Annotated in this window: 18 protein-coding genes and 1 tRNA gene; 6 read left to right on the top strand and 13 right to left on the bottom strand. The window is 66.1% G+C overall.

All coding sequences use genetic code 11. The features are described from left to right. Positions 1–36 precede the first annotated feature (36 nt). The 4 genes from lpdA to aceE are packed head-to-tail and all read right to left on the bottom strand — an operon-like array spanning position 37 to position 6877. Positions 37–1866, bottom strand: a complete 1830-nt coding sequence (gene lpdA, locus ACEOAB_RS11595) for a dihydrolipoyl dehydrogenase (RefSeq protein ID WP_495653741.1) — start codon at positions 1864–1866, stop codon at positions 37–39. Beyond that, a complete protein-coding gene (locus ACEOAB_RS11590; protein WP_413750718.1) occupies positions 1863–2456 on the bottom strand; it encodes an Ntn hydrolase family protein in 594 nt (197 codons plus the stop codon). Before ACEOAB_RS11590 ends, lpdA begins: the two co-directional genes overlap by 4 nt. Then, positions 2453–4111, bottom strand: a complete 1659-nt coding sequence (gene aceF / locus ACEOAB_RS11585; protein WP_495653740.1) for a dihydrolipoyllysine-residue acetyltransferase — start codon at positions 4109–4111, stop codon at positions 2453–2455. Before aceF ends, ACEOAB_RS11590 begins: the two co-directional genes overlap by 4 nt. 51 nt (positions 4112–4162) lie before the next feature. After that, the gene (aceE, locus tag ACEOAB_RS11580; protein ID WP_056598068.1) at positions 4163–6877 is read right to left on the bottom strand and encodes a pyruvate dehydrogenase (acetyl-transferring), homodimeric type; all 2715 of its coding nucleotides are present in this window, start codon (positions 6875–6877) and stop codon (positions 4163–4165) included. Positions 6878–7091: 214 nt separating this feature from the next. Between aceE and ACEOAB_RS11575 the strand changes: the two genes are divergently transcribed. The 5 genes from ACEOAB_RS11575 to ACEOAB_RS11555 all read left to right on the top strand — a co-directional run bounded on the left by ACEOAB_RS11575 (position 7092) and on the right by ACEOAB_RS11555 (position 13931). Beyond that, positions 7092–9632 (top strand): PAS domain-containing sensor histidine kinase, encoded by a 2541-nt coding sequence (locus ACEOAB_RS11575; protein ID WP_413749980.1) that lies wholly within the window; start codon positions 7092–7094, stop codon positions 9630–9632. Next, positions 9629–10264, top strand: coding sequence for a response regulator transcription factor (locus ACEOAB_RS11570; RefSeq protein WP_007828214.1), 636 nt, complete (start codon positions 9629–9631; stop codon positions 10262–10264). The genes ACEOAB_RS11575 and ACEOAB_RS11570 overlap by 4 nt, the downstream gene beginning before the upstream one ends. Positions 10265–10344: 80 nt before the next feature. Beyond that, entirely contained in the window at positions 10345–11196 is an 852-nt protein-coding gene (gene folD / locus ACEOAB_RS11565) for a bifunctional methylenetetrahydrofolate dehydrogenase/methenyltetrahydrofolate cyclohydrolase FolD (RefSeq protein WP_007828211.1), read from the top strand. 5 nt (positions 11197–11201) lie between these two features. Next, positions 11202–13259 carry a M3 family metallopeptidase gene (locus tag ACEOAB_RS11560; RefSeq protein ID WP_413749979.1) on the top strand — a complete coding sequence of 686 codons (2058 nt, stop codon included), beginning with the start codon at positions 11202–11204 and terminating at the stop codon, positions 13257–13259. A gap of 30 nt (positions 13260–13289) precedes the next feature. Next, positions 13290–13931: a glutaredoxin family protein gene (locus tag ACEOAB_RS11555; RefSeq protein WP_413749978.1), complete on the top strand. Its 642-nt coding sequence runs from the start codon at positions 13290–13292 to the stop codon at positions 13929–13931. 25 nt (positions 13932–13956) lie between these two features. On the opposite strand, the gene rpiA is transcribed toward ACEOAB_RS11555, so the two are convergent. Continuing rightward, on the bottom strand, positions 13957–14661 hold the full coding sequence (gene rpiA / locus ACEOAB_RS11550; RefSeq protein WP_413749977.1) for a ribose-5-phosphate isomerase RpiA: 705 nt from the start codon (positions 14659–14661) through the stop codon (positions 13957–13959). Positions 14662–14701: 40 nt separating this feature from the next. On the opposite strand from rpiA, the gene ACEOAB_RS11545 reads away from it, so the two are divergent. Beyond that, positions 14702–15781: a quinone-dependent dihydroorotate dehydrogenase gene (locus ACEOAB_RS11545; RefSeq protein WP_413749976.1), complete on the top strand. Its 1080-nt coding sequence runs from the start codon at positions 14702–14704 to the stop codon at positions 15779–15781. Between the two features lie 84 nt (positions 15782–15865). Here the strand turns inward: ACEOAB_RS11545 and ACEOAB_RS11540 are convergent, their stop codons facing one another. The 8 genes from ACEOAB_RS11540 to hscA form a co-directional block, all read right to left on the bottom strand. Continuing rightward, the gene (locus ACEOAB_RS11540; protein WP_495653739.1) at positions 15866–16522 is read right to left on the bottom strand and encodes a phage holin family protein; all 657 of its coding nucleotides are present in this window, start codon (positions 16520–16522) and stop codon (positions 15866–15868) included. A 54-nt stretch (positions 16523–16576) separates the two neighbouring features. After that, on the bottom strand, positions 16577–16873 hold the full coding sequence (locus ACEOAB_RS11535; protein ID WP_007828200.1) for a glycine zipper domain-containing protein: 297 nt from the start codon (positions 16871–16873) through the stop codon (positions 16577–16579). Positions 16874–17027: 154 nt separating this feature from the next. Continuing rightward, positions 17028–18131 (bottom strand): NAD(P)/FAD-dependent oxidoreductase, encoded by a 1104-nt coding sequence (locus ACEOAB_RS11530; RefSeq protein WP_495653738.1) that lies wholly within the window; start codon positions 18129–18131, stop codon positions 17028–17030. Positions 18132–18162: 31 nt separating this feature from the next. After that, positions 18163–18285, bottom strand: coding sequence for a hypothetical protein (locus ACEOAB_RS11525; RefSeq protein WP_007828195.1), 123 nt, complete (start codon positions 18283–18285; stop codon positions 18163–18165). Positions 18286–18481: 196 nt separating this feature from the next. Further along, positions 18482–18556 (bottom strand) — tRNA-Val (locus ACEOAB_RS11520). Between the two features lie 75 nt (positions 18557–18631). After that, entirely contained in the window at positions 18632–19339 is a 708-nt protein-coding gene (gene dnaQ, locus ACEOAB_RS11515; protein WP_413748485.1) for a DNA polymerase III subunit epsilon, read from the bottom strand. A gap of 12 nt (positions 19340–19351) precedes the next feature. Continuing rightward, positions 19352–19690 (bottom strand): ISC system 2Fe-2S type ferredoxin, encoded by a 339-nt coding sequence (gene fdx / locus ACEOAB_RS11510; protein ID WP_007828193.1) that lies wholly within the window; start codon positions 19688–19690, stop codon positions 19352–19354. Positions 19691–19699: 9 nt separating this feature from the next. Continuing rightward, positions 19700–21562, bottom strand: coding sequence for a Fe-S protein assembly chaperone HscA (hscA, locus tag ACEOAB_RS11505; protein ID WP_413748486.1), 1863 nt, complete (start codon positions 21560–21562; stop codon positions 19700–19702). Between the last annotated feature and the right edge of the window lies 1 nt (position 21563).

The raw sequence follows: 21563 nt of genomic DNA, 5'->3' as shown, positions 1-21563 counted from the left end.
CGGGATTTTTTTATGGGCGCTCGATTGCGCCCTGGGTCATGCTGCCTTCTTCGCGGGCGGCAGGTCCGTGCAGGTGCCATGCGCCACTTCCGCCGCCATGCCGATGCTTTCGCCGAGCGTCGGGTGCGGGTGGATGGTCTTGCCGATATCGATCTCGTCCGCGCCCATCTCGATGGCCAGCGCGATCTCGCCGATCATGTCGCCGGCATGCGTGCCGACGATGCCGCCGCCGAGGATGCGGTGCGTTTCGGCATCGAACAGCAGCTTGGTGAAGCCCTCGTCGCGGCCGTTGGCAATGGCGCGGCCCGAGGCCGTCCAGGGGAAGTGCCCCTTCTTGACCTTGATGCCTTCGGCCTTCGCCTGGTCCTCGGTGAGGCCGACCCACGCCACTTCGGGGTCGGTGTAGGCGACGCTGGGGATCACGCGGGCATTGAAGGCGGCGCTGGACAACTCCTTGTCACCCTTCTGCTCGCCGGCAATGACTTCGGCCGCCACGTGCGCCTCGTGCACCGCCTTGTGCGCCAGCATGGGCTGGCCCACGATGTCGCCGATGGCGAAGATGTGTGGCACGTTGGTGCGCATCTGGATGTCGACGTTGATGAAACCGCGATCGGTCACAGCGACGCCGGCCTTCTCGGCGCCGATCTTCTTGCCGTTCGGGCTGCGGCCCACGGCCTGCAGCACGAGGTCGTAGACCTGCGGTTCCTTCGGCGCGTTCTCGCCCTCGAAGGTGATCTTGATGCCCTCCTTCGTGGCTTCGGCACCGACCGTCTTGGTCTTGAGCATGATGTTGTCGAAGCGCGGCGTGTTCATCTTCTGCCAGACCTTCACGAGGTCGCGGTCGGCGCCCTGCATCAGGCCGTCGAGCATCTCGACCACGTCCAGGCGCGCGCCGAGCGTGGAATACACCGTGCCCATTTCGAGGCCGATGATGCCGCCGCCCAGGATCAGCATGCGCTTGGGGTCGGTGGCCATCTCGAGCGCGCCGGTCGAATCGACCACGCGCGGATCCTTCGGCATGAACGGCAGGCTCACCGACTGCGAACCGGCCGCGATGATCGCGTTGCGGAACTTGACGGTCTGCTTCTTGCCGGTGGTGTCCCAGCTCGTGCCGGAGGTTTCTTCCACCTCGAGATGGTACGAATCGATGAAGTTGCCGACGCCGCGCAGCACCGTCACCTTGCGCATCTTGGCCATGGCCGTGAGGCCGCCGGTGAGCTTGCCCACCACCTTGTTCTTGTGGCCGAGCAGCTTGGCGCGGTCGACCGTGGGCGCAGCGAAGCTCACGCCGAGGTCGGCGAAATGCTTGACCTCGTCCATCACGGAAGCCACGTGCAGCAGCGCCTTCGACGGGATGCAGCCGACGTTCAGGCACACGCCGCCGAGGGTGGCGTAGCGCTCGATCAGCACGACCTTCAGGCCGAGGTCGGCGGCACGGAAGGCGGCCGAGTAACCGCCGGGGCCGGCGCCGAGCACGATCACGTCGCATTCGACATCAACCTTGCCGCCATAGCTCGACACCGCCACCGCAGCCGCTGCGGGGGCCTGCGCGGGAGCAGCAGCCTTCGCCGCAGGAGCGGCAGCTGCCGGGGCAGGAGCCGCCGCTGCGGGTGCGGGCGCCGCGGCACCGTCGACTTCCAGCGTCAGCACGACCGAGCCTTCCTTGACCTTGTCGCCCACCTTCACGGCCAGCGACTTCACCACGCCGGCAGCGGACGACGGAATCTCCATCGAGGCCTTGTCCGATTCGACCGTGATCAGCGACTGCTCGGCCTTGACCGTGTCTCCTACATTGACCAGCACCTCGATCACTGCCACTTCGTCGAAGTCGCCGATGTCGGGCACCTTGATTTGTTGTTCGCTCATTTGGACACTTTCAGTTTGAGTGTGAGAACGTCGACCGGTGGGGCCGAATTGCGATCGAATTCGCAGGCGGCGGCAATGCCTGCCTCCGCCACGTCGCGCGAGTTGCGCGACTTGATGTCATAGGCCGCGTGCATGGCGCCGAGCGCAAAGCTGCGTCCCGAGCCGATGGCCCAGAACTCCTTGAACTCGAACACCTCGCGGTAGCTGTAGATGCCGTAGATGCCGCTCTGGTTGGCCATCAGCATCGTGAACTGGCTCGACTCGTAGGGCTCGTGCTCGTCTTCCTTGGTCTGCATGAAGAACGTGTCCTTCAGCACCGGATGCAGCATCGTGAAGGTGCGGAAGATCTCGTGCTTGCTGCCGAACAGCAACTGCTCGCGCGGCTGCGCGGCCAGCGCGTGCTGCAGCACCAGGAAGTGCGCGGCGGCGCCAGCCACCGCGAACAGGCTCTGCCCCGCCGCATCCTCGACGGTGAAGATCTTCTGATTCGCTTCGGCGCGGTGCGAAAGCCGCGTGTCGCCGAAGGTCACCAGAGAATCCGCTGCCATCGTGACCTGGCCGCCTTTGCGGACGGCCACTACGGTGGTCATAGCAGGATTCGACGGTAGTCCGCGAGCACTTGCCCCAGGTAGGCGTTGAAACGCGCAGCCAGGGCGCCGTCGATCACGCGGTGGTCGTACGACAGCGACATCGGCAGCGTCAGGCGCGGCACGAATTGCTTGCCGTCCCACACCGGCTTCATCTGGCCCTTCGAGAGGCCGAGGATGGCCACTTCGGGAGCGTTGATGATCGGCGTGAAGTGCGTGCCGCCGATGCCGCCCAGCGAGCTGATCGAGAAGCAGCCGCCCTGCATGTCGGCCGAGCCGAGCTTGCCGTCGCGCGCCTTCTTGGCGAGTTCACCCATCTCGGCGCTGATCTGCAGGATGCCCTTCTTGTCGGCATCCTTGAGCACCGGCACCACGAGGCCGTTGGGCGTGTCCGCCGCGAAGCCGATGTTGTAGTACTGCTTGTAGACGAGCTGATCGCCGTCCAGGCTGGTGTTGAACTCGGGGAATTTCTTCAGCGCCGCGACCACCGCCTTGATGACGAAGGCCAGCATCGTGACCTTCACGCCCGACTTCTCGTTCTCCTTGTTGGTGGAGACGCGGAAGGCCTCGAGCTCGGTGATGTCGGCTTCGTCGTTGTTGGTGACGTGCGGAATCATTACCCAGTTGCGATGCAGGTTCGCGCCGCTGAGCTTCTTGATGCGCGACAGGTCCTTGCGCTCGACCGTGCCGAACTTCGTGAAGTCGACCTTGGGCCATGGGATCAGGCCCAGCGCAGCGCCGTCGCCACCACCGGCCGGCGCCTTGGCCGCCGAGGCCTTGGTGCTGGCCTGACCGCTCATCACGGCCTTGGTGAAGCCCTGGATGTCTTCCTGCGTGATGCGGCCCTTGGGCCCGGAGCCCTTGACCTCTTCAAGCGGCACGCCGAGTTCGCGCGCGAACTTGCGCACCGAGGGCGAGGCATGCGGCAGGCTGGCGCTGGGGGCGACCGTCGGCTGATGAGCCGGAGCGGCGGCGGCTGCAGGCGCCGATGCGGCAGCCGGTGCGGGTGCACTGGCGGTTGCGGTTGCCGGTGCGGCAGCCGCTGCCTGGGTCGGCGCCGGAGCAGCAGCCCCTGCAGCGCCTTCGAGCACCGCGATCAGGTCACCGATGTTGACCGTGTCGCCCACCTTGACCTTGAGCTCCTTGAGCACCCCCGCAGCCGACGACGGAATTTCCATCGAGGCCTTGTCCGACTCCACCGTGATGAGCGACTGCTCGGCTTTGACCGAGTCGCCCACCTTCACGAGCACTTCGATGACGGCGACGTCCTTGAAGTCGCCGATGTCGGGCACCTTGACCTCGACCGGGCCGGAGGCCGCCGGGGCTGCCGCGGGAGCAGCCGGCGCGGGGGCCGCTGCGGCCGGCGCAGGAGCCGGTGCCGGAGCAGCCGCGGGCGCCGGGGCTGCTGCAGCACCCGCTCCCTCGGCTTCAAGCACGAGCACCACCGAGCCTTCCTTGACCTTGCTGCCGACCTCGACCTTCAGCTCCTTGACCACGCCGGCGGTCGACGACGGAATTTCCATCGATGCCTTGTCCGACTCCACCGTGATGAGCGATTGCTCGGCCTTGACCGTGTCGCCCACCTTCACGAGCACCTCGATCACCGCGACTTCATCGAAATCGCCGATGTCCGGCACCTTGACTTCCACTGCTGCCATATCGTTTGTCTCCCGCCCTGAGGCGCCGTTTCGTTCGTTGATTGTTGAGGGTCAGGCGTAGAGCGGGTTGACCTTGTCGACATTGATGCCGTACTTCTTGATCGCTTCCACCACCTTGGCCACCGGCACGGTGCCATCTTCGCTCAGCGCCTTGAGCGCAGCCACCACGATGTAGTGGCGGTTGATCTCGAAGTGCTCGCGCAGCTTGTTGCGGAAGTCGCTGCGGCCGAAGCCGTCGGTGCCCAGCACCTTGTAGTTGCGGCCCTTCGGGATGAAGGGGCGGATCTGCTCGGCGTAGGCCTTCATGTAGTCGGTCGAGGCGACCACCGGGCCGGTGGTGGGCGCAAGCTGCTCGGCCACGAAGGGCACGCGCGGCGTCTGGTCCGGGTGCAGCAGGTTCCAGCGGTCGGCGTCCTGGCCGTCACGCGTGAGCTCGTTGAAGCTCGGGCAGCTCCACACGGAAGCCGACACGCCCCAGTCCTTTTCGAGCAGCTCTTGCGCGGCAAAGCTTTCGCGCAGGATGGTGCCGCTGCCCAGCAGTTGCACGGTCGGTGCCTTGGCCTTGAGCGCGGGGCCCTGCTTCGACAGGTACATGCCCTTGATGATCTGCTCTTCGGTACCGGGCTGGAGGCCGGGCATCGCGTAGTTCTCGTTGAGCAGCGTCAGGTAGTAGTAGACGTTGTCCTGCTTCTCGACCATGCGCTTCAGGCCGTGATGCAGGATCACGCCGACTTCGTGCGCGAAAGTCGGGTCGTAGCTCACGCAGTTCGGGATGGTGTTGGCCAGGATGTGGCTGTGGCCGTCTTCGTGCTGCAGGCCTTCGCCGTTCAGCGTGGTGCGTCCCGAGGTGCCGCCCAGCAGGAAGCCGCGGGCCTGCATGTCGCCGGCCGCCCAGGCCAGGTCGCCAATGCGCTGGAAGCCGAACATCGAGTAGTACACGTAGAACGGCACCATGATGCGGTTGTTCGTGCTGTACGACGTGGCCGCCGCGATCCAGCTCGACATGCCGCCAGCTTCGTTGATGCCTTCCTGCAGGATCTGGCCGGCCTTGTCTTCCTTGTAGTACATGACCTGGTCTTTATCGACCGGGGTGTACTGCTGACCGTGCGGGTTGTAGATGCCGATCTGGCGGAACAGGCCTTCCATGCCGAAGGTGCGCGCCTCGTCCACCAGGATGGGCACGACGCGCGGGCCGAGCGCCTTGTCGCGCAGCAGCTGCGTGAGGAAGCGCACGTAGGCCTGCGTGGTCGAGATCTCGCGGCCTTCGGCCGTGGGCTCGATCACCGACTTGAAGGTGTCGAGCGAGGGCACCGTGAAGCTCTCGTCGGCCTTGGCGCGGCGATGCGGCAGGTAGCCGCCGAGCGCCTTGCGGCGCTCGTGCAGGTAGCGCATTTCCGGCGTGTCGTCGGCCGGCTTGTAGAACGGCAGCTCGGCGATCTGGCTGTCAGGAATCGGAATGTTGAAGCGGTCGCGGAAGGCCTTGATGTCTTCGTCGCCGAGCTTCTTGGTCTGGTGGACCGTGTTCTTTCCTTCGCCGATCTTGCCCATGCCGAAGCCCTTGACGGTCTTGACGAGCAGCACCGTGGGCTGGCCCTTGTGGTTCTGGGCGGCATGGAAGGCGGCGTACACCTTCTGCGAGTCGTGGCCGCCGCGCTGCAGGCTCCAGACCTCGTCGTCGGTCATGTGCTCGACCATCTTCAGCGTGCGCGGGTCGCGGCCGAAGAAGTTCTTGCGCACGTAGGCGCCGTCGTTGGCCTTCATGGCCTGGTAGTCGCCGTCGTTGCACTCCATCATGATCTTGCGCAGCGCGCCGTCATGGTCCTTTTCGAGCAGGGCGTCCCAGCCCTTGCCCCAGATCAGCTTGACGACGTTCCAGTTGGCACCGCGGAATTCGCCTTCGAGCTCCTGGATGATCTTGCCGTTGCCGCGCACCGGGCCGTCCAGGCGCTGCAGGTTGCAGTTGATGACGAAGATCAGGTTGTCGAGGTTCTCGCGCGCCGCCAGGCCGATGGCGCCCAGCGATTCCACCTCGTCCATTTCACCGTCGCCACAGAACACCCAGACCTTGCGGTTCTCGGTGTTGGCGATGCCGCGTGCATGCAGGTACTTGAGGAAGCGCGCCTGGTAGATCGCCATCAGCGGCCCCAGGCCCATCGAGACGGTCGGGAACTGCCAGAACTCCGGCATCAGCTTGGGGTGCGGGTAGCTCGACAGGCCCTTGCCGTCCACTTCCTGTCGGAAGTTGAGCAGTTGCTCTTCGGAGAGGCGGCCTTCGAGGTAGGCGCGGGCATAGATGCCGGGCGAGACGTGGCCCTGGATGTAGAGCAGGTCGCCGCCATGGCTCTCGCTCTCGGCGTGCCAGAAGTGGTTGAAACCGGCACCGAACATGCTGGCCAGCGAGGCGAAGGATCCGATGTGGCCGCCGAGGTCGCCGCCTTCGGGCGGGTGGATGCGGTTGGCCTTGACCACCATCGCCATGGCATTCCAGCGCATGTAGGCGCGCAGGCGTTGTTCGATCTCGAGGTTGCCGGGGCTGCGGGCCTCCTGCGAGGGCTCGATGGTGTTGACATAGCCGGTGTTGGCCGAGAACGGCATGTCGACCGTGTTCTGGCGGGCATGTTCGAGCAGTTGCTCGAGAAGGAAGTGGGCCCGCTCCGGACCCTCGCTCTGGATGACGGAGGACAGTGCATCCATCCATTCACGGGTCTCCTGGGCGTCCGCATCGTTTGCGGCCGAGCCGAACAGGTTCTCGGGATTTGCCGACATGCTTGTCTCTCCTTTTAGGGCTGTGGCTGTAATTTAAGTGCGCTGTGCAGCGAACGCGGCGGAGTTTCGCATAGAAACATCGAGATTTCAAATAGTGCGTTGCAATTTCTTAATGTGATATTTTCAGTTCGCGTTTGCCCTGCGCAAAACCGCGCAAGCCCAGGCCGACGCTGCTTTGCCGTCGTTTCCGAAGGGCTTCACCTAAACTCGGACCATGCCCTTTTCCTCTCCGCTGGCAGCTGCCCGCAGTGCCGTGAATGCCTCGCTCCTGTCCTGGTGGCGCAGGTGGTGGCGCCGGCAGACGCCGGTGCTGCAGGACGCGGTCGCCATGCTCGCGCCGATGGCGGCCGTGCTGTTGTTTCTTGCCGCCATCGTGTCCGCCTTCTGGTACCTGCGCACCGAAGAAGTCGAGCGCGAGCAGGAGTCGGTGCGCCGCGACGTCGAATACGCGCAGCAGCGCATGCGCCTGCGGCTTTTGGAACGGCAGGAGCAGTTGATGCGCATCGCGCGCGACGCTTCCAACCGCGAGATCGACCCGGTCGAATTCACCAGCCGCGCCGAGTCGCTGGTGAGCCAGTTCCCCGAGCTGCAGACCATCACCTGGATCGACGACCGCCGCCGCTTCAAGGCCGGCTATGCGGCGCCCAGCGTGCATCCGGCCCAGCAGCACCTGATCGGCGACGTGCTGCGTCCCGGCGACATCGAGAGCAACTATGCGCTGGCCCGCGAGCTGCGCCAGCCGGTGTATTCGCAGCCCGTGGCCGGGGGCGACCCCCCTGCGATGCTGCAGCTGCATATCCCCCTTTTCGATCAAGGCCTGTTCGCGGGCGTGGTGCTCGGCGAGTTCTCGGTCGACGGCCTGCTGCGCTACGGCATGCCGTCCGAAGTGCAGGCGCGCTATGCGGTGTCGCTGCTCGACGCCAAGGGCCGCGCGATCGCGGGCAACACCACCACCCTGAAGGAAGGCGGCACGCGCCTGCTGCCCTGGGGCGAGCGGACCAACGAATACGAAGTGCCGGTGTCCCCGGTGGGCAATGCGCTGGTGCTGCGGGCGCAGGCCTACCGCACCTCGCAGGGCGTGGTCGGCAACGGGCTGTTCTGGCTGGTCTGCGCGCTCAGCGTGCTCACGAGCTGGATGCTGATCGGCACGTGGCGGCACACGCGGCGGCGTCTGCAGGCGCAGCAGCGGCTGGTCGCGGAAACCAATTTCCGCCGCGCCATGGAAAACTCCATGCTGACCGGCATGCGCGTGCTCGACCTGCAAGGCCGCATCACCTACGTGAACGCCGCCTTCTGCGCGATGACCGGATGGAGCGAGGCCGAGCTCGTCGGCCAGTCGCCACCCTTCCCCTACTGGCTCGAATCCGACCGCGAAGTGATGAACGAGCGCCTGGAAGAAGAGCTGCATGGCCGCGCCCTGCCCGGCGGCTTCCAGGTGCGCGTCAAGCGCAAGAACGGCAGCGTGTTCAACGCCCGGCTCTACGTGTCGCCGCTGATCGACGCGCGCGGCCACCAGACCGGCTGGATGACGTCGATGACCGACATCACCGAGCCAACGCGCATCCGCGAGCAGTTGTCGGCTTCGTACGAACGATTCACCACCGTGCTGGAAGCGCTCGATGCGGCCGTGTCCGTCGCGCCCATCGGCAGCGAGGAGCTGCTGTTCGCCAACAAGCTGTACCGGCTCTGGTTCGGCTCCGACACCGTGGGCCACCTGGGCATGGTCGCGCAGGCAGGTGTGCCAGCCTCGAATGCGCACGACGAAGGCCTCGACGACGTCGATCCGTACGCGGGCCTGCCGATCGACACGCTCACCGCGGCGCAGGCGGCCAACAACGAAATCTTCGTGCCTCACCTCGGCAAATGGCTCGAAGTGCGTTCGCGCTACCTGACATGGGTCGACGGCCGCCTCGCGCAGCTGGTGATCGCCACCGACATCACGCCGCGCCGCGACGCCGAGGAGCAGGCCGCCGCGCAGGCCGACAAGGCCCAGGCCGCCAGCCGCCTCATCACGATGGGCGAGATGGCCTCCAGCGTGGCCCACGAGCTCAACCAGCCGCTGACCGCCATCACCAACTACTGCAACGGGATGATGTCGCGCATCAAGGGCCAATCGATCGACAACGACGCGCTGCTCGCCGCGCTCGAGAAGACGTCGAAGCAGGCCCAGCGCGCGGGCCAGATCATCCAGCGCATCCGCTCCTTCGTGAAGCGCAGCGAACCCAACCGCACCCCGGCCGACGTGGCCACCATGGTGAGCGAGGCGGTCGAGCTGGCGGGCATCGAGCTGCGCCGGCGCAACGTGCGCCTGAACCACTACGTGGCCGCACGGCTGCCGGTGGTGCGCGTCGACCCGATCCTCATCGAGCAGGTGATGGTCAACCTGCTGAAAAACGCGGCCGAATCCATCGACATCGCCGAACGCCCGCTGGCGCGCCGCAGCGTCGAGCTGCGCGTGCTGCCCAAGGTCATCGAAGGCCACAACGCCATCGAGTTCTCGGTGCAGGACACGGGCAAGGGCCTCGCACCGGAAGTGATGGACCGGCTCTACGAAGCCTTCTTCTCCACCAAGCCCGAGGGCATGGGCATCGGCCTCAATCTGTGCCGCACCATCGTCGAGTCGCACCGCGGCCGGATGCAGGCGGAGAACATCTACAATGGCCCGGATGTGATCGGATGCCGTTTTTCCTTCTGGATTCCGGTGTTGGACGCTATCAGTTCCGTAGCTAGCGACGAGGCAAAGGTACCTGCATGAGTTTGATTCCGAAGAAGGGCACGGTCTATGTCGTCGACGACGACGAAGCCGTACGCGATTCGCTGCAATGGCTGCTCGAGGGCAAGGACTACAGAGTCCGCTGCTTCGATTCCGCCGAATCCTTTCTCTCCCGATACGACCCGCGCGAAGTCGCCTGTTTGATCGTCGACATCCGCATGGCCGGCATGACCGGCCTCGAACTGCAGGATCGCCTGATCGAACGCCGCTCCCCGCTGCCGATCGTGGTCATCACCGGCCACGGCGACGTGCCGATGGCGGTCGACAGCATGAAGAAGGGCGCAATGGATTTCATCCAGAAGCCCTTCAACGACGAAGAGCTCGTCACGCTGGTCGAGCGCATGCTCGAACATGCGCGCGGCGCCTTCACCCAGCACCAGCAATCGGCCAGCCGCGATGCGCTGCTGTCCAAGCTCACGGGCCGCGAGGCGCAGGTGCTCGAACGCATCGTCGCCGGCCGCCTGAACAAGCAGATCGCCGACGACCTCGGCATCAGCATCAAGACGGTCGAGGCGCATCGCGCCAACATCATGGAAAAGCTCAACGCCAACACCGTGGCTGATCTGCTCAAGATAGCGCTCGGGCAAGCGGCCCCCACGGCCAAGGCCTCCTGAGCCGCAGCTATCCCGCCGATAGCCACACACCTTCCCCACGCCTGCGCAAGCGGGCGTTTTTACTTGGAAAATCAAAACCGATGACCGCCCAACTGATCGACGGCAACGCCCTCGCCAAAACCATTCGTGCCGAGGTGTCCGGCCGCACCGCCGCGCTGAAGGCGCGCGGCGTGAACCCGGCACTGTCCATCATCCTGGTGGGCAGCGATCCCGCGAGCCAGGTCTACACGAAGCACAAGGTCAACGACAGCACCGAGACCGGCCTGCAGGCCACGCTCGAAACCTACCCCGCCGACCTGAGCGAAGCTGACTTGCTGGCCCGCATCCGCGCCCTCAACGACGACCCGAAGGTGCACGGCATCCTGGTTCAGCTGCCGCTGCCCAAGCACATGGACAGCCAGAAAGTCATCGAGACCATCTCGCCGGCCAAGGACGTCGACGGCTTCCACGTCGCCAGCGCCGGCGCACTGATGACCGGCGCTCCCGGCTTCTGGCCCTGCACGCCGCACGGCTGCATGAAGATGCTCGAATCCATCGGCTACGACCTGCGCGGCAAGCACGCGGTGGTCATCGGCCGCAGCAACATCGTCGGCAAGCCGATGGCCATGATGCTGCTGGCCAAGAGCGCCACCGTGACCATCTGCCACAGCGCCACGCAAGACCTCGGCGCCATCACGCGGCAGGCCGACGTGATCGTGGCTGCCGTGGGCAAGCTCGACCTCCTGACGGCTGACATGGTGAAGCCCGGTGCGGTGGTCATCGACGTCGGCATGAACCGCAAGGCCGACGGCAAGCTGGCCGGCGACGTCGATTTCGACAGCGTGAAGGAAGTGGCTGGCTGGATCACCCCCGTGCCGGGCGGCGTCGGCCCGATGACCCGCGCCATGCTCCTCGTCAACACCCTTGAAGCTGCGGAACGCGCCGCCAAGTGATTTCCATGGCCACCACGAACAACCCCCTCCTCGACTTCACCGATCTCCCGCTGTTCGATCGCATCAGGCCCGAGCATGTGTCGCCCGCGGTCGACACCCTGCTGGCCGATGCCGAGACCGCGCTGCAGACGGTGACGGCGTCCGAATTCCCAGCCGACTGGAACGCGATATCCAGGGTGCTCGACGTGGCCTCCGAACGCTTCAGCCGCGCCTGGGGCGCCGTCGGCCACCTCAACGCCGTGGCCGACACGCCGGAGCTGCGCGCCGCCTACAACGAGGCCATGCCGCGCGTCACCGCGTTCTGGACCCGCCTGGGTTCCGACGAGCGCCTGTATGCCAAGTACAAGGCAATCGATCCGGCCACGCTCAACCCCGAGCAGCGCCAGGCGCACAAGAACGCCGTGCGCAACTTCGTGCTCGGCGGCGCTGAACTGCAGGGCGACGCCAAGAAGCGCTTCGCCGACATCCAGGAACGCCAGGCCGAGCTGAGCCAGAAGTTCAGCGAGAACGCACTCGATGCGACCGATGCCTTCGCCTACTACGCCGCGCTGGGCGAGCTCGCGGGCGTGCCCGAGGACGTCGTGAGCGCCGCTCGCGCAGCCGCCGAAGCCGAGGGCAAGGAAGGCTACAAGCTCACGCTCAAGATGCCGAGCTACCTGCCGGTGATGCAATTCGCCAGGAGCAGCGCACTGCGCGAGAAGCTCTACCGCGCCTACGTCACGCGCGCCAGCGAATTCGGCGATGCCGCCTTCGACAACACCGCGCTCATCACAGAGATCCTCGCGCTGCGCGAGGAAGAAGCGAAGCTGCTGGGCTACAGGAACTACGGCGAGCTTTCCGTCGTGCCGAAGATGGCCGAATCGCCCGAGCAGGTCGTCAAGTTCCTGCGCGATCTCGCCACCAAGGCCAAGCCCTATGGCGAGCGCGACCTAGCCGACCTACGGGTCTTCGCTTCGGAGCAACTGAGCATCACCGACCCGCAACCCTGGGACTGGAGCTACATCGGCGAAAAGCTCAAGGAAGCGCGCTATGCCTTCAGCGAGCAGGAGGTGAAGCAGTACTTCCCGGCGCCGAAGGTCATGGCCGGTCTGTTCAAGATCGTCGAGACGCTGTTCGAGGTGTCGATCCGTCGCGATTCGGCGCCCACGTGGCATCCGAGCGTCGAGTTCTATCGCATCGAACGCGCCGGCCAGAAGGTGGGCCAGTTCTACCTCGATCCCTCAGCCCGCGCCGCCAAGCGCGGCGGCGCCTGGATGGACGATGTGCGGGCCCGCTGGCTGCGCCCCGACAACGGCGTGCTGCAGACGCCGGTCGCACAGCTGGTGTGCAACTTCGCCAGCGGCGTCGACGGCAAGCCGCCGCTGCTCACGCACGACGACGTGACCACCCTCTTCCACGAGTTCGGCCACGGCCTGCACCACATGCTCACGCAGGTGAACGAGCGCGACGTCTCGGGCATCAGCGGTGTCGAGTGGGACGCGGTCGAGCTGCCGAGCCAGTTCATGGAAAACTTCTGCTGGGAGTGGGACGTGCTCAAGCACATGACCGCCCACGTCGACACCGGCGAGCCGCTGCCGCGCGCCCTCTTCGACAAGATGACGGCCGCCAAGAACTTCCAGAGCGGCCTGCAGACGCTGCGCCAGATCGAGTTCTCGCTGTTCGACATGCTGCTGCACACCGAGTACCACGCGGCCACGGCCAAGCCCGGCGACGTGATGGCGCTGCTCGGCAAGGTGCGCGCCGAGGTGGCCGTGATGCCCTCGCCGCCGTTCAGCCGCACGCCGAATACCTTCAGCCACATCTTCTCGGGCGGCTACGCGGCCGGCTACTACAGCTACAAGTGGGCCGAGGTGCTCAGTGCCGACGCCTACGCGGCCTTCGAGGAAACCGTGGGCGCCGATGGCGAGCCGAACATCGAGACCGGCCGCAAGTACCGCCAGGCCATCCTGGAGGCCGGCGGCAGCCGCAGCGCCATGGATTCGTTCAAGGCCTTCCGCGGCCGCGAGCCTCAGCTTGATGCGCTGCTGCGACACCAAGGCATGGCGGAGCCCCGGCCCGCTTGATGCGGCGCTGAAGCTTGCGATACTCGGGCGATGCATCCGATTTACAAATTCTCACTGCATCGCCTGAGCGGCCTCGCCCTTGTGCTCGTTGCCGCGGGCGCGATGGCACAGCCTATCTACCGCCAGGTCGACAAGAACGGCAAGGTCACCTTTTCAGATCGCGCCCCGACCGCCAGCACCGAAGCGGCTTCGGCGCCGCAAGGCGGCGTCACCGCGCCCGCCAATGCCGGGCTACCCTACGAACTGCGGCAGGTGGCGCAGCGCTACCCCGTCACCCTGTACAGCAGCGACGAATGCGGACCCTGCAGCACGGCACGCTCGCTGCTTGTCACGCGCGGCATCCCGTTCGAAGAGCGAACTGTCAAGAGCAACGAGGAAGTCCAGGCGCTGCAGCGCCTGAGCAGCCAGAGTTCGCTGCCGCTGCTGACCATCGGGTCGCAGCAGCTCAAGGGCTTTTCGGATGCCGAGTGGTCGCAGTACCTCGACGCGGCCGGCTATCCCAAGAGCAACAGCCTGCCCGCGGGCTACCGCAACGGCCTGGTGCGGCCGTTGATCGCGCAACAGGCAGCGCCCGCAACCCGGGCCCCTGCGGCACCGGCTGCGCAGCCCGCGTCGCCGCCTCCCGCCTCGAGCGAACCGACCCCGAGCAACCCGGCCGGCATCAAGTTCTGACCCTGGCTGCGCTGGCGGCCTTGGATCATCGGGCGAACTGCATCGTCTTCACGCCCGTCGGGGTGCCCAGCAGGCACACGTCGGCTTTCTGGTGTGCAAAGACGCCCACCGTCACCACGCCCGGCCATTGACTCACCTCGGACTCGAAGGCCAGGGGATCGGTGATCCGCAGGCCGGTCACGTCCACGATGTGCTGGCCGTTGTCGGTAACCAGCGGCAGGCCATCCTTCTCGCGCACCTGGGCGATGCCGCCCATGCTCGCGAACTGGCGCATCACCCGGCGCGCGGCCATCGGGATCACCTCCACCGGCAGCGGAAACGCACCCAGCGCATCGACCAGCTTGGACTCATCGGCGATGCAGATGAACTTGCGCGACTGCGCCGCCACGATCTTTTCGCGCGTGAGCGCGGCGCCGCCGCCCTTCACCATGAAGCCGCGGTGGTCGATTTCGTCGGCGCCGTCGATATAGACAGCCAGTTCTTCCACCTCGTTGCTGTCGAACACCGGGATGCCCAGTGCCCGCAGGCGCTCGGTCGAGGCTACCGAACTGGAGACGGCGCCCTTGATCTCGTCCTTGATGGTGGCCAGCGCATCGATGAACTTGTTCACCGTAGAGCCGGTGCCGACGCCGACGATCTCGCCCTTGACCACGTAGGCCAGCGCGGCAAGGCCGACCTGGGCCTTGAGTTCGTCCTGAGAAAGAGGGGTTGGGGTGGCGGGTGCGGTCATCGCGGAGAATCCTTGGCTCATAGAAGTTCAGAATTATCCGATGCCCCTGCTGATGCCCTCTTCGCTCTACGGCCTGGCCCGCCCTTTCCTGTTCGGTTTCGACCCCGAGCACGCCCACGAACTCACGCTGGACGGCCTGGCGCGCACCCAGAACACGCCGCTGGCCTGCGCCTATTCGGCACCGCGCGTAAACGACCCGGTCCAGCTCGCCGGCCTGAGCTTTCCGAACCGCGTGGGCCTGGCGGCCGGGCTCGACAAGAACGCCCGCTGCATCGACGCCTTCGCCGCCATGGGCTTCGGATTCGTCGAGGTCGGCACGGTGACGCCGAAGGCCCAGCCGGGCAACCCCAAGCCGCGCATGTTCCGGCTGCCGCAGCGCGATGCGCTGATCAACCGGCTCGGCTTCAACAACGAAGGGCTCGACGCCTTCCTGGCCAATGTGCAGAAGGCGCGTTTCCGCAAGGCCGGCAGAGGCACCACGTCGCCGATGCTGCTGGGCCTGAACATCGGCAAGAACGCCGCCACGCCGATCGAGCGCGCGGTGGACGACTACTTGCTCTGCCTCGACGGCGTGTACCCGCACGCCGACTACGTGACGATCAACATCTCGAGCCCCAACACCGCCAACCTGCGTACGCTACAGAGTGACGAGGCGCTCGATGCGCTGCTCGGCGCAGTCGCCGAACGGCGCGAGGCGCTGGCCGCGCGCCACAACAAGCGCTCCCCGCTGTTCGTGAAGATCGCCCCCGATCTCGACGAGGCCCAGGTCGCGGTGATCGCCGCCACGCTGAAGCGTCACGGCATGGACGGCGTGATCGCCACCAACACCACGCTCGCGCGCGATGCGGTCAAGGGCCTGCCGCATGCGGATGAAGCGGGCGGGCTGTCGGGTGCGCCGGTGCGCGAGGCCAGCAACCGCGTTGTCACCCAATTGCGCGCGGCACTCGGGTCGGGTTTTCCGATCATCGGGGTCGGCGGCATCCTGAGCGCGGCCGATGCCGAGGCCAAGATCGCCGCGGGTGCGGATGTGGTGCAGATCTACACCGGCCTGATCTATCGCGGCCCCGCGCTGGTGCGCGAAGCCGCCCAGGCGCTGCTGCGGGATCGCAGCCAGGCCTGAGCTTCTTTCTTCGTCTCTTTCAGCGCATGCGCCAAAGTATTGGCGCGATGACCGCGGCCCAACGCAGCAGGCGCCTCGGCCGGATCACCACCACGGCGGCCGCGGCAACGACGCCGGTGGCCACCGGATGCGCACGCGCGATGCGCAGTGCCGCGGCAGCCGCCGATTCGTTGGGCGGAGGCGCTTCGCCCTCGCCCGAACCGCCGGCCGGCTGCGCCTGCTCGCGTCCACCCTGCAACGTCGCGATGCGCTCGCGCTGACGCTCCATGCGCGCCAGCAGTTCCTCGCGCGTGGCAGGCCGCGGGGGCGCGGCGCCTCTTCGTCCTGCTCAGGATCCTTGCCGAGGCCGAAACGGTCCTGGACCCAGGCCCAGTCGCGTTCGAACTCGCGGCGTGCCGGCACGAAGCTGTTGGATGCGTTGCGCAGCGTCAGCAGCAAGCCGACGGCGGCCGCCAGCCAAAGCACGATCCACACCCCTGCCACCGACCATGCAGCCGCGATGCGGTGGGGCGTTTCCCAGAAATGAACCACCACCGCCACGGACAGCAGAGCCACCGTGACCGTGGTCAGCCCCAGCACGGCCAGACTGAAGACAAGCAACAGCTTGAGGCGCTGCTTCTCGTCCTCCCAGGCCATGCGCAGCAGCTGCACCCGGTCTTCGGCCGCCAGCGCGCCTTCGGCGGCGGCGATACGCAGCCGGCGAATCCGGGCGTTCAGCCCGAACAGGGACGACAGCCTCATGGGCTGGCTCCGGCCATGTCCGGGCGAACGATGCTGCGGCGGCGAATGCTCAGGTCAGCGGCGGCCAAGCAGCAGGCCCACCAGCACGCCGACAGCCAGTGCAGCACCGGCGATCTGCCATGGTTCGTCATGGGCGTAGGCGTTGGCGGAGTTGGCCGCTTCACGGGCCTTCTTGGCGGCGAGCTTGCTCTTCTCGGCCGCTAGTTCGCGTGCGATGGCCAGCTTGGTGTCGATGCGCTGGCGCAGCGCCTTGATGTGGGGAACCGAATCCAGGTCCTTGCTTGCCAGCACGCCGCGCACGTCGCTTGCGATGTCTTCGGCCGCTGCTTCAAGATTTTGGGATGCACTCATTGGAATCTTTCCTCCATTGATGACACCGGCACCGCGCCGGCGGCTTTCACGCCAGCGATGGCGTCCTGTCATGTTACAGGCACAAAAGGCCCTCGGGCGCGACAGATGTGCAGACTTTGGTGCAAGATGCCACTTCATTGCGCACGAGCGCGCTTCATTCATCCGCCAGCAGGCGCGCGACGTGCCGCCCGATGGCCAGGCTGCTCGTGAGGCCCGGCGATTCGATGCCGAAGAGATTGACCAGCCCTTGTACGCCATGCGAGTCGGGTCCGTCGATCATGAAGTCCGCAGCCGGCTCGCCCGGGCCCGAGATCTTCGGCCGCATCCCTGCGTAGCCCGGGATCAAGGCACCGTCGGGTAGCGCGGGCCAGTACTTGCGCACCTCGGCATAGAAACCGTCGCCGCGCGTGGGGTCCACCACCAGGTCGTCAGGCGAGGACACCCACTGCACGTCGGGCCCGAACTTGGCTTGGCCGCCCAGGTCGATCGTAAGGTGCACGCCCAATCCGCCCGGCTCGGGCACGGGATAGACGAGGCGCCCGAACGGCGCACGCCCCGACAGAGTGAAGTAATTGCCCTTGGCAAAGTGCTCCACGGGCACCGCCGAAGGCGGCAGGCCCTCGAAGCACCGCGCCAACGCAGGGGCACCGAGACCTGCCGCATTGACCACGCTACGGCAGCGCAACGCCGTGCCGTCCTCCGCGATCAGGACAACAGCCCCAGCACCACATTCGGCGCGAGTGATGGCCGATTTCAGCGCCAGCATGCCGCCTGCGTTCTCCAGATCGCCGAGCAGGCTCAGCATGAGGGCATGGCTGTCGACAATGCCGGTGCTTGGCGAATGCAGCGCCGCGACGCAATGCAGCTGCGGCTCCAGCGCGACGGCCTGCTGCGCGGTCAGCATCGCCAGGTCGCCGACACCGTTCGCCGCAGCCTTGACCCGAATGGCTTCGAGCTGGTCCGCCTGCCCCGGCGATGTCGCCACGATGAGCTTGCCGCAGCGCCGATGCGGCACGCCGCGCTCCGCCGCATAGGCGTACAGCAACTCCTTCCCTTCAACGCAAAGCTTCGCCTTCAGCGAGCCCTGCGGGTAGTAGATGCCGGCATGAATGACCTCGCTGTTGCGCGAACTCGTGCCCGTCCCGATCGCCCCTTCGGATTCGAGCACCAGCACCTCCCGGCCGGCGAGCGCCATGGCGCGCGCCACTGCCAGCCCCACCACACCGGCGCCGATGACGGCGCAATCAATTTCTTCCATCGCGCGAGCTTAGCGCGGCCCGCGCGTGGAATCACTTTACGGAGGGCGGCGGCTCGGGATCGGTGGGTTCGTCGGGCGGCGTGCTCGGCCCTTCGTCGGGCTCGACGGGCAGATCCGGTGTGACAGGTGTCGGAAGGTCGGGATGGGTGGCCATGGTGGCGCTCCTTTCCCATTGGTTCTAGAACTCCGACATGGAAAGTTCAAACGGCCCTTGGCTGCACTTGTCGTCGGTGCGGACCGACAGCGCATGTGCCGCACGCCGCAGAACCGCGACCCGTTCGGCGCGCAGTGGATCCACAAGAAAACGCGCAACAAAAAAGCGACCTGGAAATCCAGGTCGCTTTTTGATTTGGTGGGCGGTGGAGGTTTCGAACCTCCGACCCCAGCAGTGTGAATGCTGTGCTCTACCCCTGAGCTAACCGCCCGAAACGCTGCTGTTTGACTTCAGCGTCTTGAAAACGTATCGCGTTGTGCGAAGCCTCAGATTATGCCATAGCTTTTCAGCTGTTTTCCCGAAACAGCGTGCGACCGCCACTCGATTTGTCGAGTTGCACCAACACCGCCTCGTGCGCGGTCAGTTCGTGCTCGGCCGCCATGATCACCGGCAGCTCGAACTGGCTCAGGTCGATGGCCACCACGGCGGTGCCTTGCGCGGGCTCGTTCGAGGCCACGTCGATCAGCAGCGCATCCTGGCCGCGCGTGAGGTTGATGTAGACGTCCGCCAGCAGCTGCGCGTCGAGCTTGGCGCCGTGGAAGGTGCGGTTGGAGCGGTCGACGCCGAAGCGGTCGCACAGCGCATCCAGCGAATTGCGCTTGCCCGGGTAGACCTGCTTGGCCATGGCCAGCGTGTCGGTCACTTCGCTGACGAAGGTGCGCAGCGGCGGCAATCCGGCACGCTCGAACTCCTTGTTGAGAAAGCCGACGTCGAAGGCCGCGTTGTGGATGATCAGCTCGGCATCGCGCAGGTATTCCACGATGTCGTTGGCCAGCGTCGCGAACTTCGGCTTGTCGCGCAGGAAGTCGGTCGTCAGGCCGTGAACCTTCAACGCGTCTTCATGGCTCTCGCGCTCCGGGTTGAAGTAGATGTGCAGGTCGTTGCCGGTGAGCTTGCGGGCGAAGAGCTCCACGCAGCCGAGTTCGATGATGCGGTCGCCGTTCTCGGCGGACAGGCCGGTGGTTTCGGTGTCGAGGACGATCTGGCGCGACATGCGGTGGCTCTTTCAGTGATTCTCTTTGGCGTGGTTGATCGAGTACTTGGGAATCTCGATCGTCACATTTTCCTGCGCCAGGATCGACTGGCAACTCAGGCGCGACTGCGGTTCCAGGCCCCAGGCACGGTCCAGCAGGTCTTCCTCGCCCTCTTCTGCCTCATTGAGCGAATTGAAGCCCTCCCGCACGATCACGTGGCAGGTGGTGCACGCGCAGCTCATCTCGCACGCGTGCTCGATGTTGATGTCGTTGTCGAGCAGGGCCTCGCAGATCGAGGTGCCGGCCGGCGCGGTGATCTCAGCGCCTTGCGGGCAGTATTCGGGATGCGGATAGATCTTGATCGTGGGCATGTTGTTGTTCTAGAGAGATTCGACCTTGCGCCCGGCAAGTGCGCGCGCAATGCCCGCGTTCATGCGCTGGGCGGCGAAGGCCTCGGTGTCGTCGGCCAGCTTCTTGGTGGCCGCGTCGATGGCGGCGGCCTCGTTGCTGCCCTTTGCGGTCTCGCGCAACTGCGCCATCGATGCGTCGATGACCGCGCGCTCTTCAACGCTCAGCAGGTCGCCGTCGGCATCGAGCGCGCTCTGCGTGGCGAGCAGCATGCGGTCGGCATCGACGCGTGCTTCCACGAGTGCGCGAGCCTGCATGTCCTGCTGCGCGGTGGAGAAGCTCTCCTGCAGCATGGTCGCGATCTGGTCGTCCGACAGGCCGTACGACGGCTTGACCGCCACGCTGGCTTCGACGCCGCTGCCCTGCTCCTTCGCGCTCACGCTGAGCAGGCCGTCGGCATCGACCGTGAACGTCACGCGGATGCGTGCCGCGCCGGCCACCATCGGCGGAATGCCGCGCAGCGTGAAGCGCGCGAGACTGCGGCAGTCGGACACGAGGTCGCGCTCGCCCTGCACCACGTGCAGTGCCAACGCGGTCTGGCCATCCTGATACGTCGTGAAGTCCTGCGCCATCGCGGTCGGAATGGTCTGGTTGCGCGGCACGATGCGCTCGACCAGCCCACCCATGGTCTCGATGCCGAGCGACAGCGGGATCACGTCGAGCAGCAGCAGCTCGCCCGCACCGTTGTTGCCGGCCAGCTGGTTGGCCTGGATGGCGGCGCCGAGAGCCACGACCTCGTCGGGATTCAGGTTGACCAGCGGTTCGCGGCCGAAGAAATCGGCAACGGCGCGCCGGACCTGCGGCATGCGGGTGGACCCGCCGACCAGCACGATGCCTTTGAGGTCGTCGGACTTGAGCTTCGCATCGCGCAACGCCTTGCGCACGGCGGCGATGGTGCGGTCGGTGAGCGACTGGGTGGCGGTGTAGAACTGCTCGCGCGTCAGCTCGAGGCTGGCGGCTTCGCCTGCCACTTCCGCACGGAATACGGTGGATTCCGAATCGGTCAGCGCCTCTTTCGCGGCCCGCGCGGCAACCAGCAACGCCGCCTTGTCGGCATCGCTGCCGGCGTGCAGGCCCGTCTGGGCAAGCACCAAGCCGGCCAGCGCATGGTCATAGTCGTCACCGCCGAGGGCGGAATCGCCACCCGTGGCAATCACCTCGAATACGCCCTGAGTGAGCCGCAGGATCGAAATATCGAATGTGCCGCCGCCCAGGTCGTAAACCGCGTAGACGCCTTCGCTCGCGTTGTCCAGTCCATACGCGATCGCCGCGGCGGTAGGCTCGCTGATCAGCCGCAGCACGTTGATGCCGGCCAACTGCGCGGCGTCCTTGGTCGCTTGGCGCTGGCCTTCGTCGAAATACGCCGGCACGGTGATGACGGCGCCGTAGAGCTCGTCGTCGAAGGTGTCTTCGGCGCGGAAGCGCAGCGTGGCCAGGATCTCGGCGCTGATTTCGACGGGCGACTTCTCGCCGGCCGAGGTCTGCACCTTGACCATGCCGCCATCGTCGCCGCCGATGCGGTACGACATGGCATCGCGGTTCGCGATGTCGGCGAGGCCGCGGCCCATGAGCCGCTTGACCGAGGTGATGGTGTTGGCGGGGTCCTGCGCGCGCGCGGCCGCTGCGTCGAAGCCGATCTGGCGGCGATCGCCTTCAAGGTAGCGCACCGCTGAAGGCAGCAGCACGCGGCCCTGGTCGTCGGGCAGGCACTCGGCCACGCCGTTGCGCACCGCGGCCACCAGCGAATGGGTGGTGCCAAGGTCGATGCCCACGGCGATGCGGCGCTGATGCGGGTCAGGCGCCTGGCCGGGTTCGGAAATCTGAAGAAGAGCCATG

The organism is Variovorax sp. Varisp53 (assembly GCF_059491555.1).
Note: the sequence above shows the minus strand (reverse complement) of the source record. Positions and strands in the feature narration are given on the sequence as shown.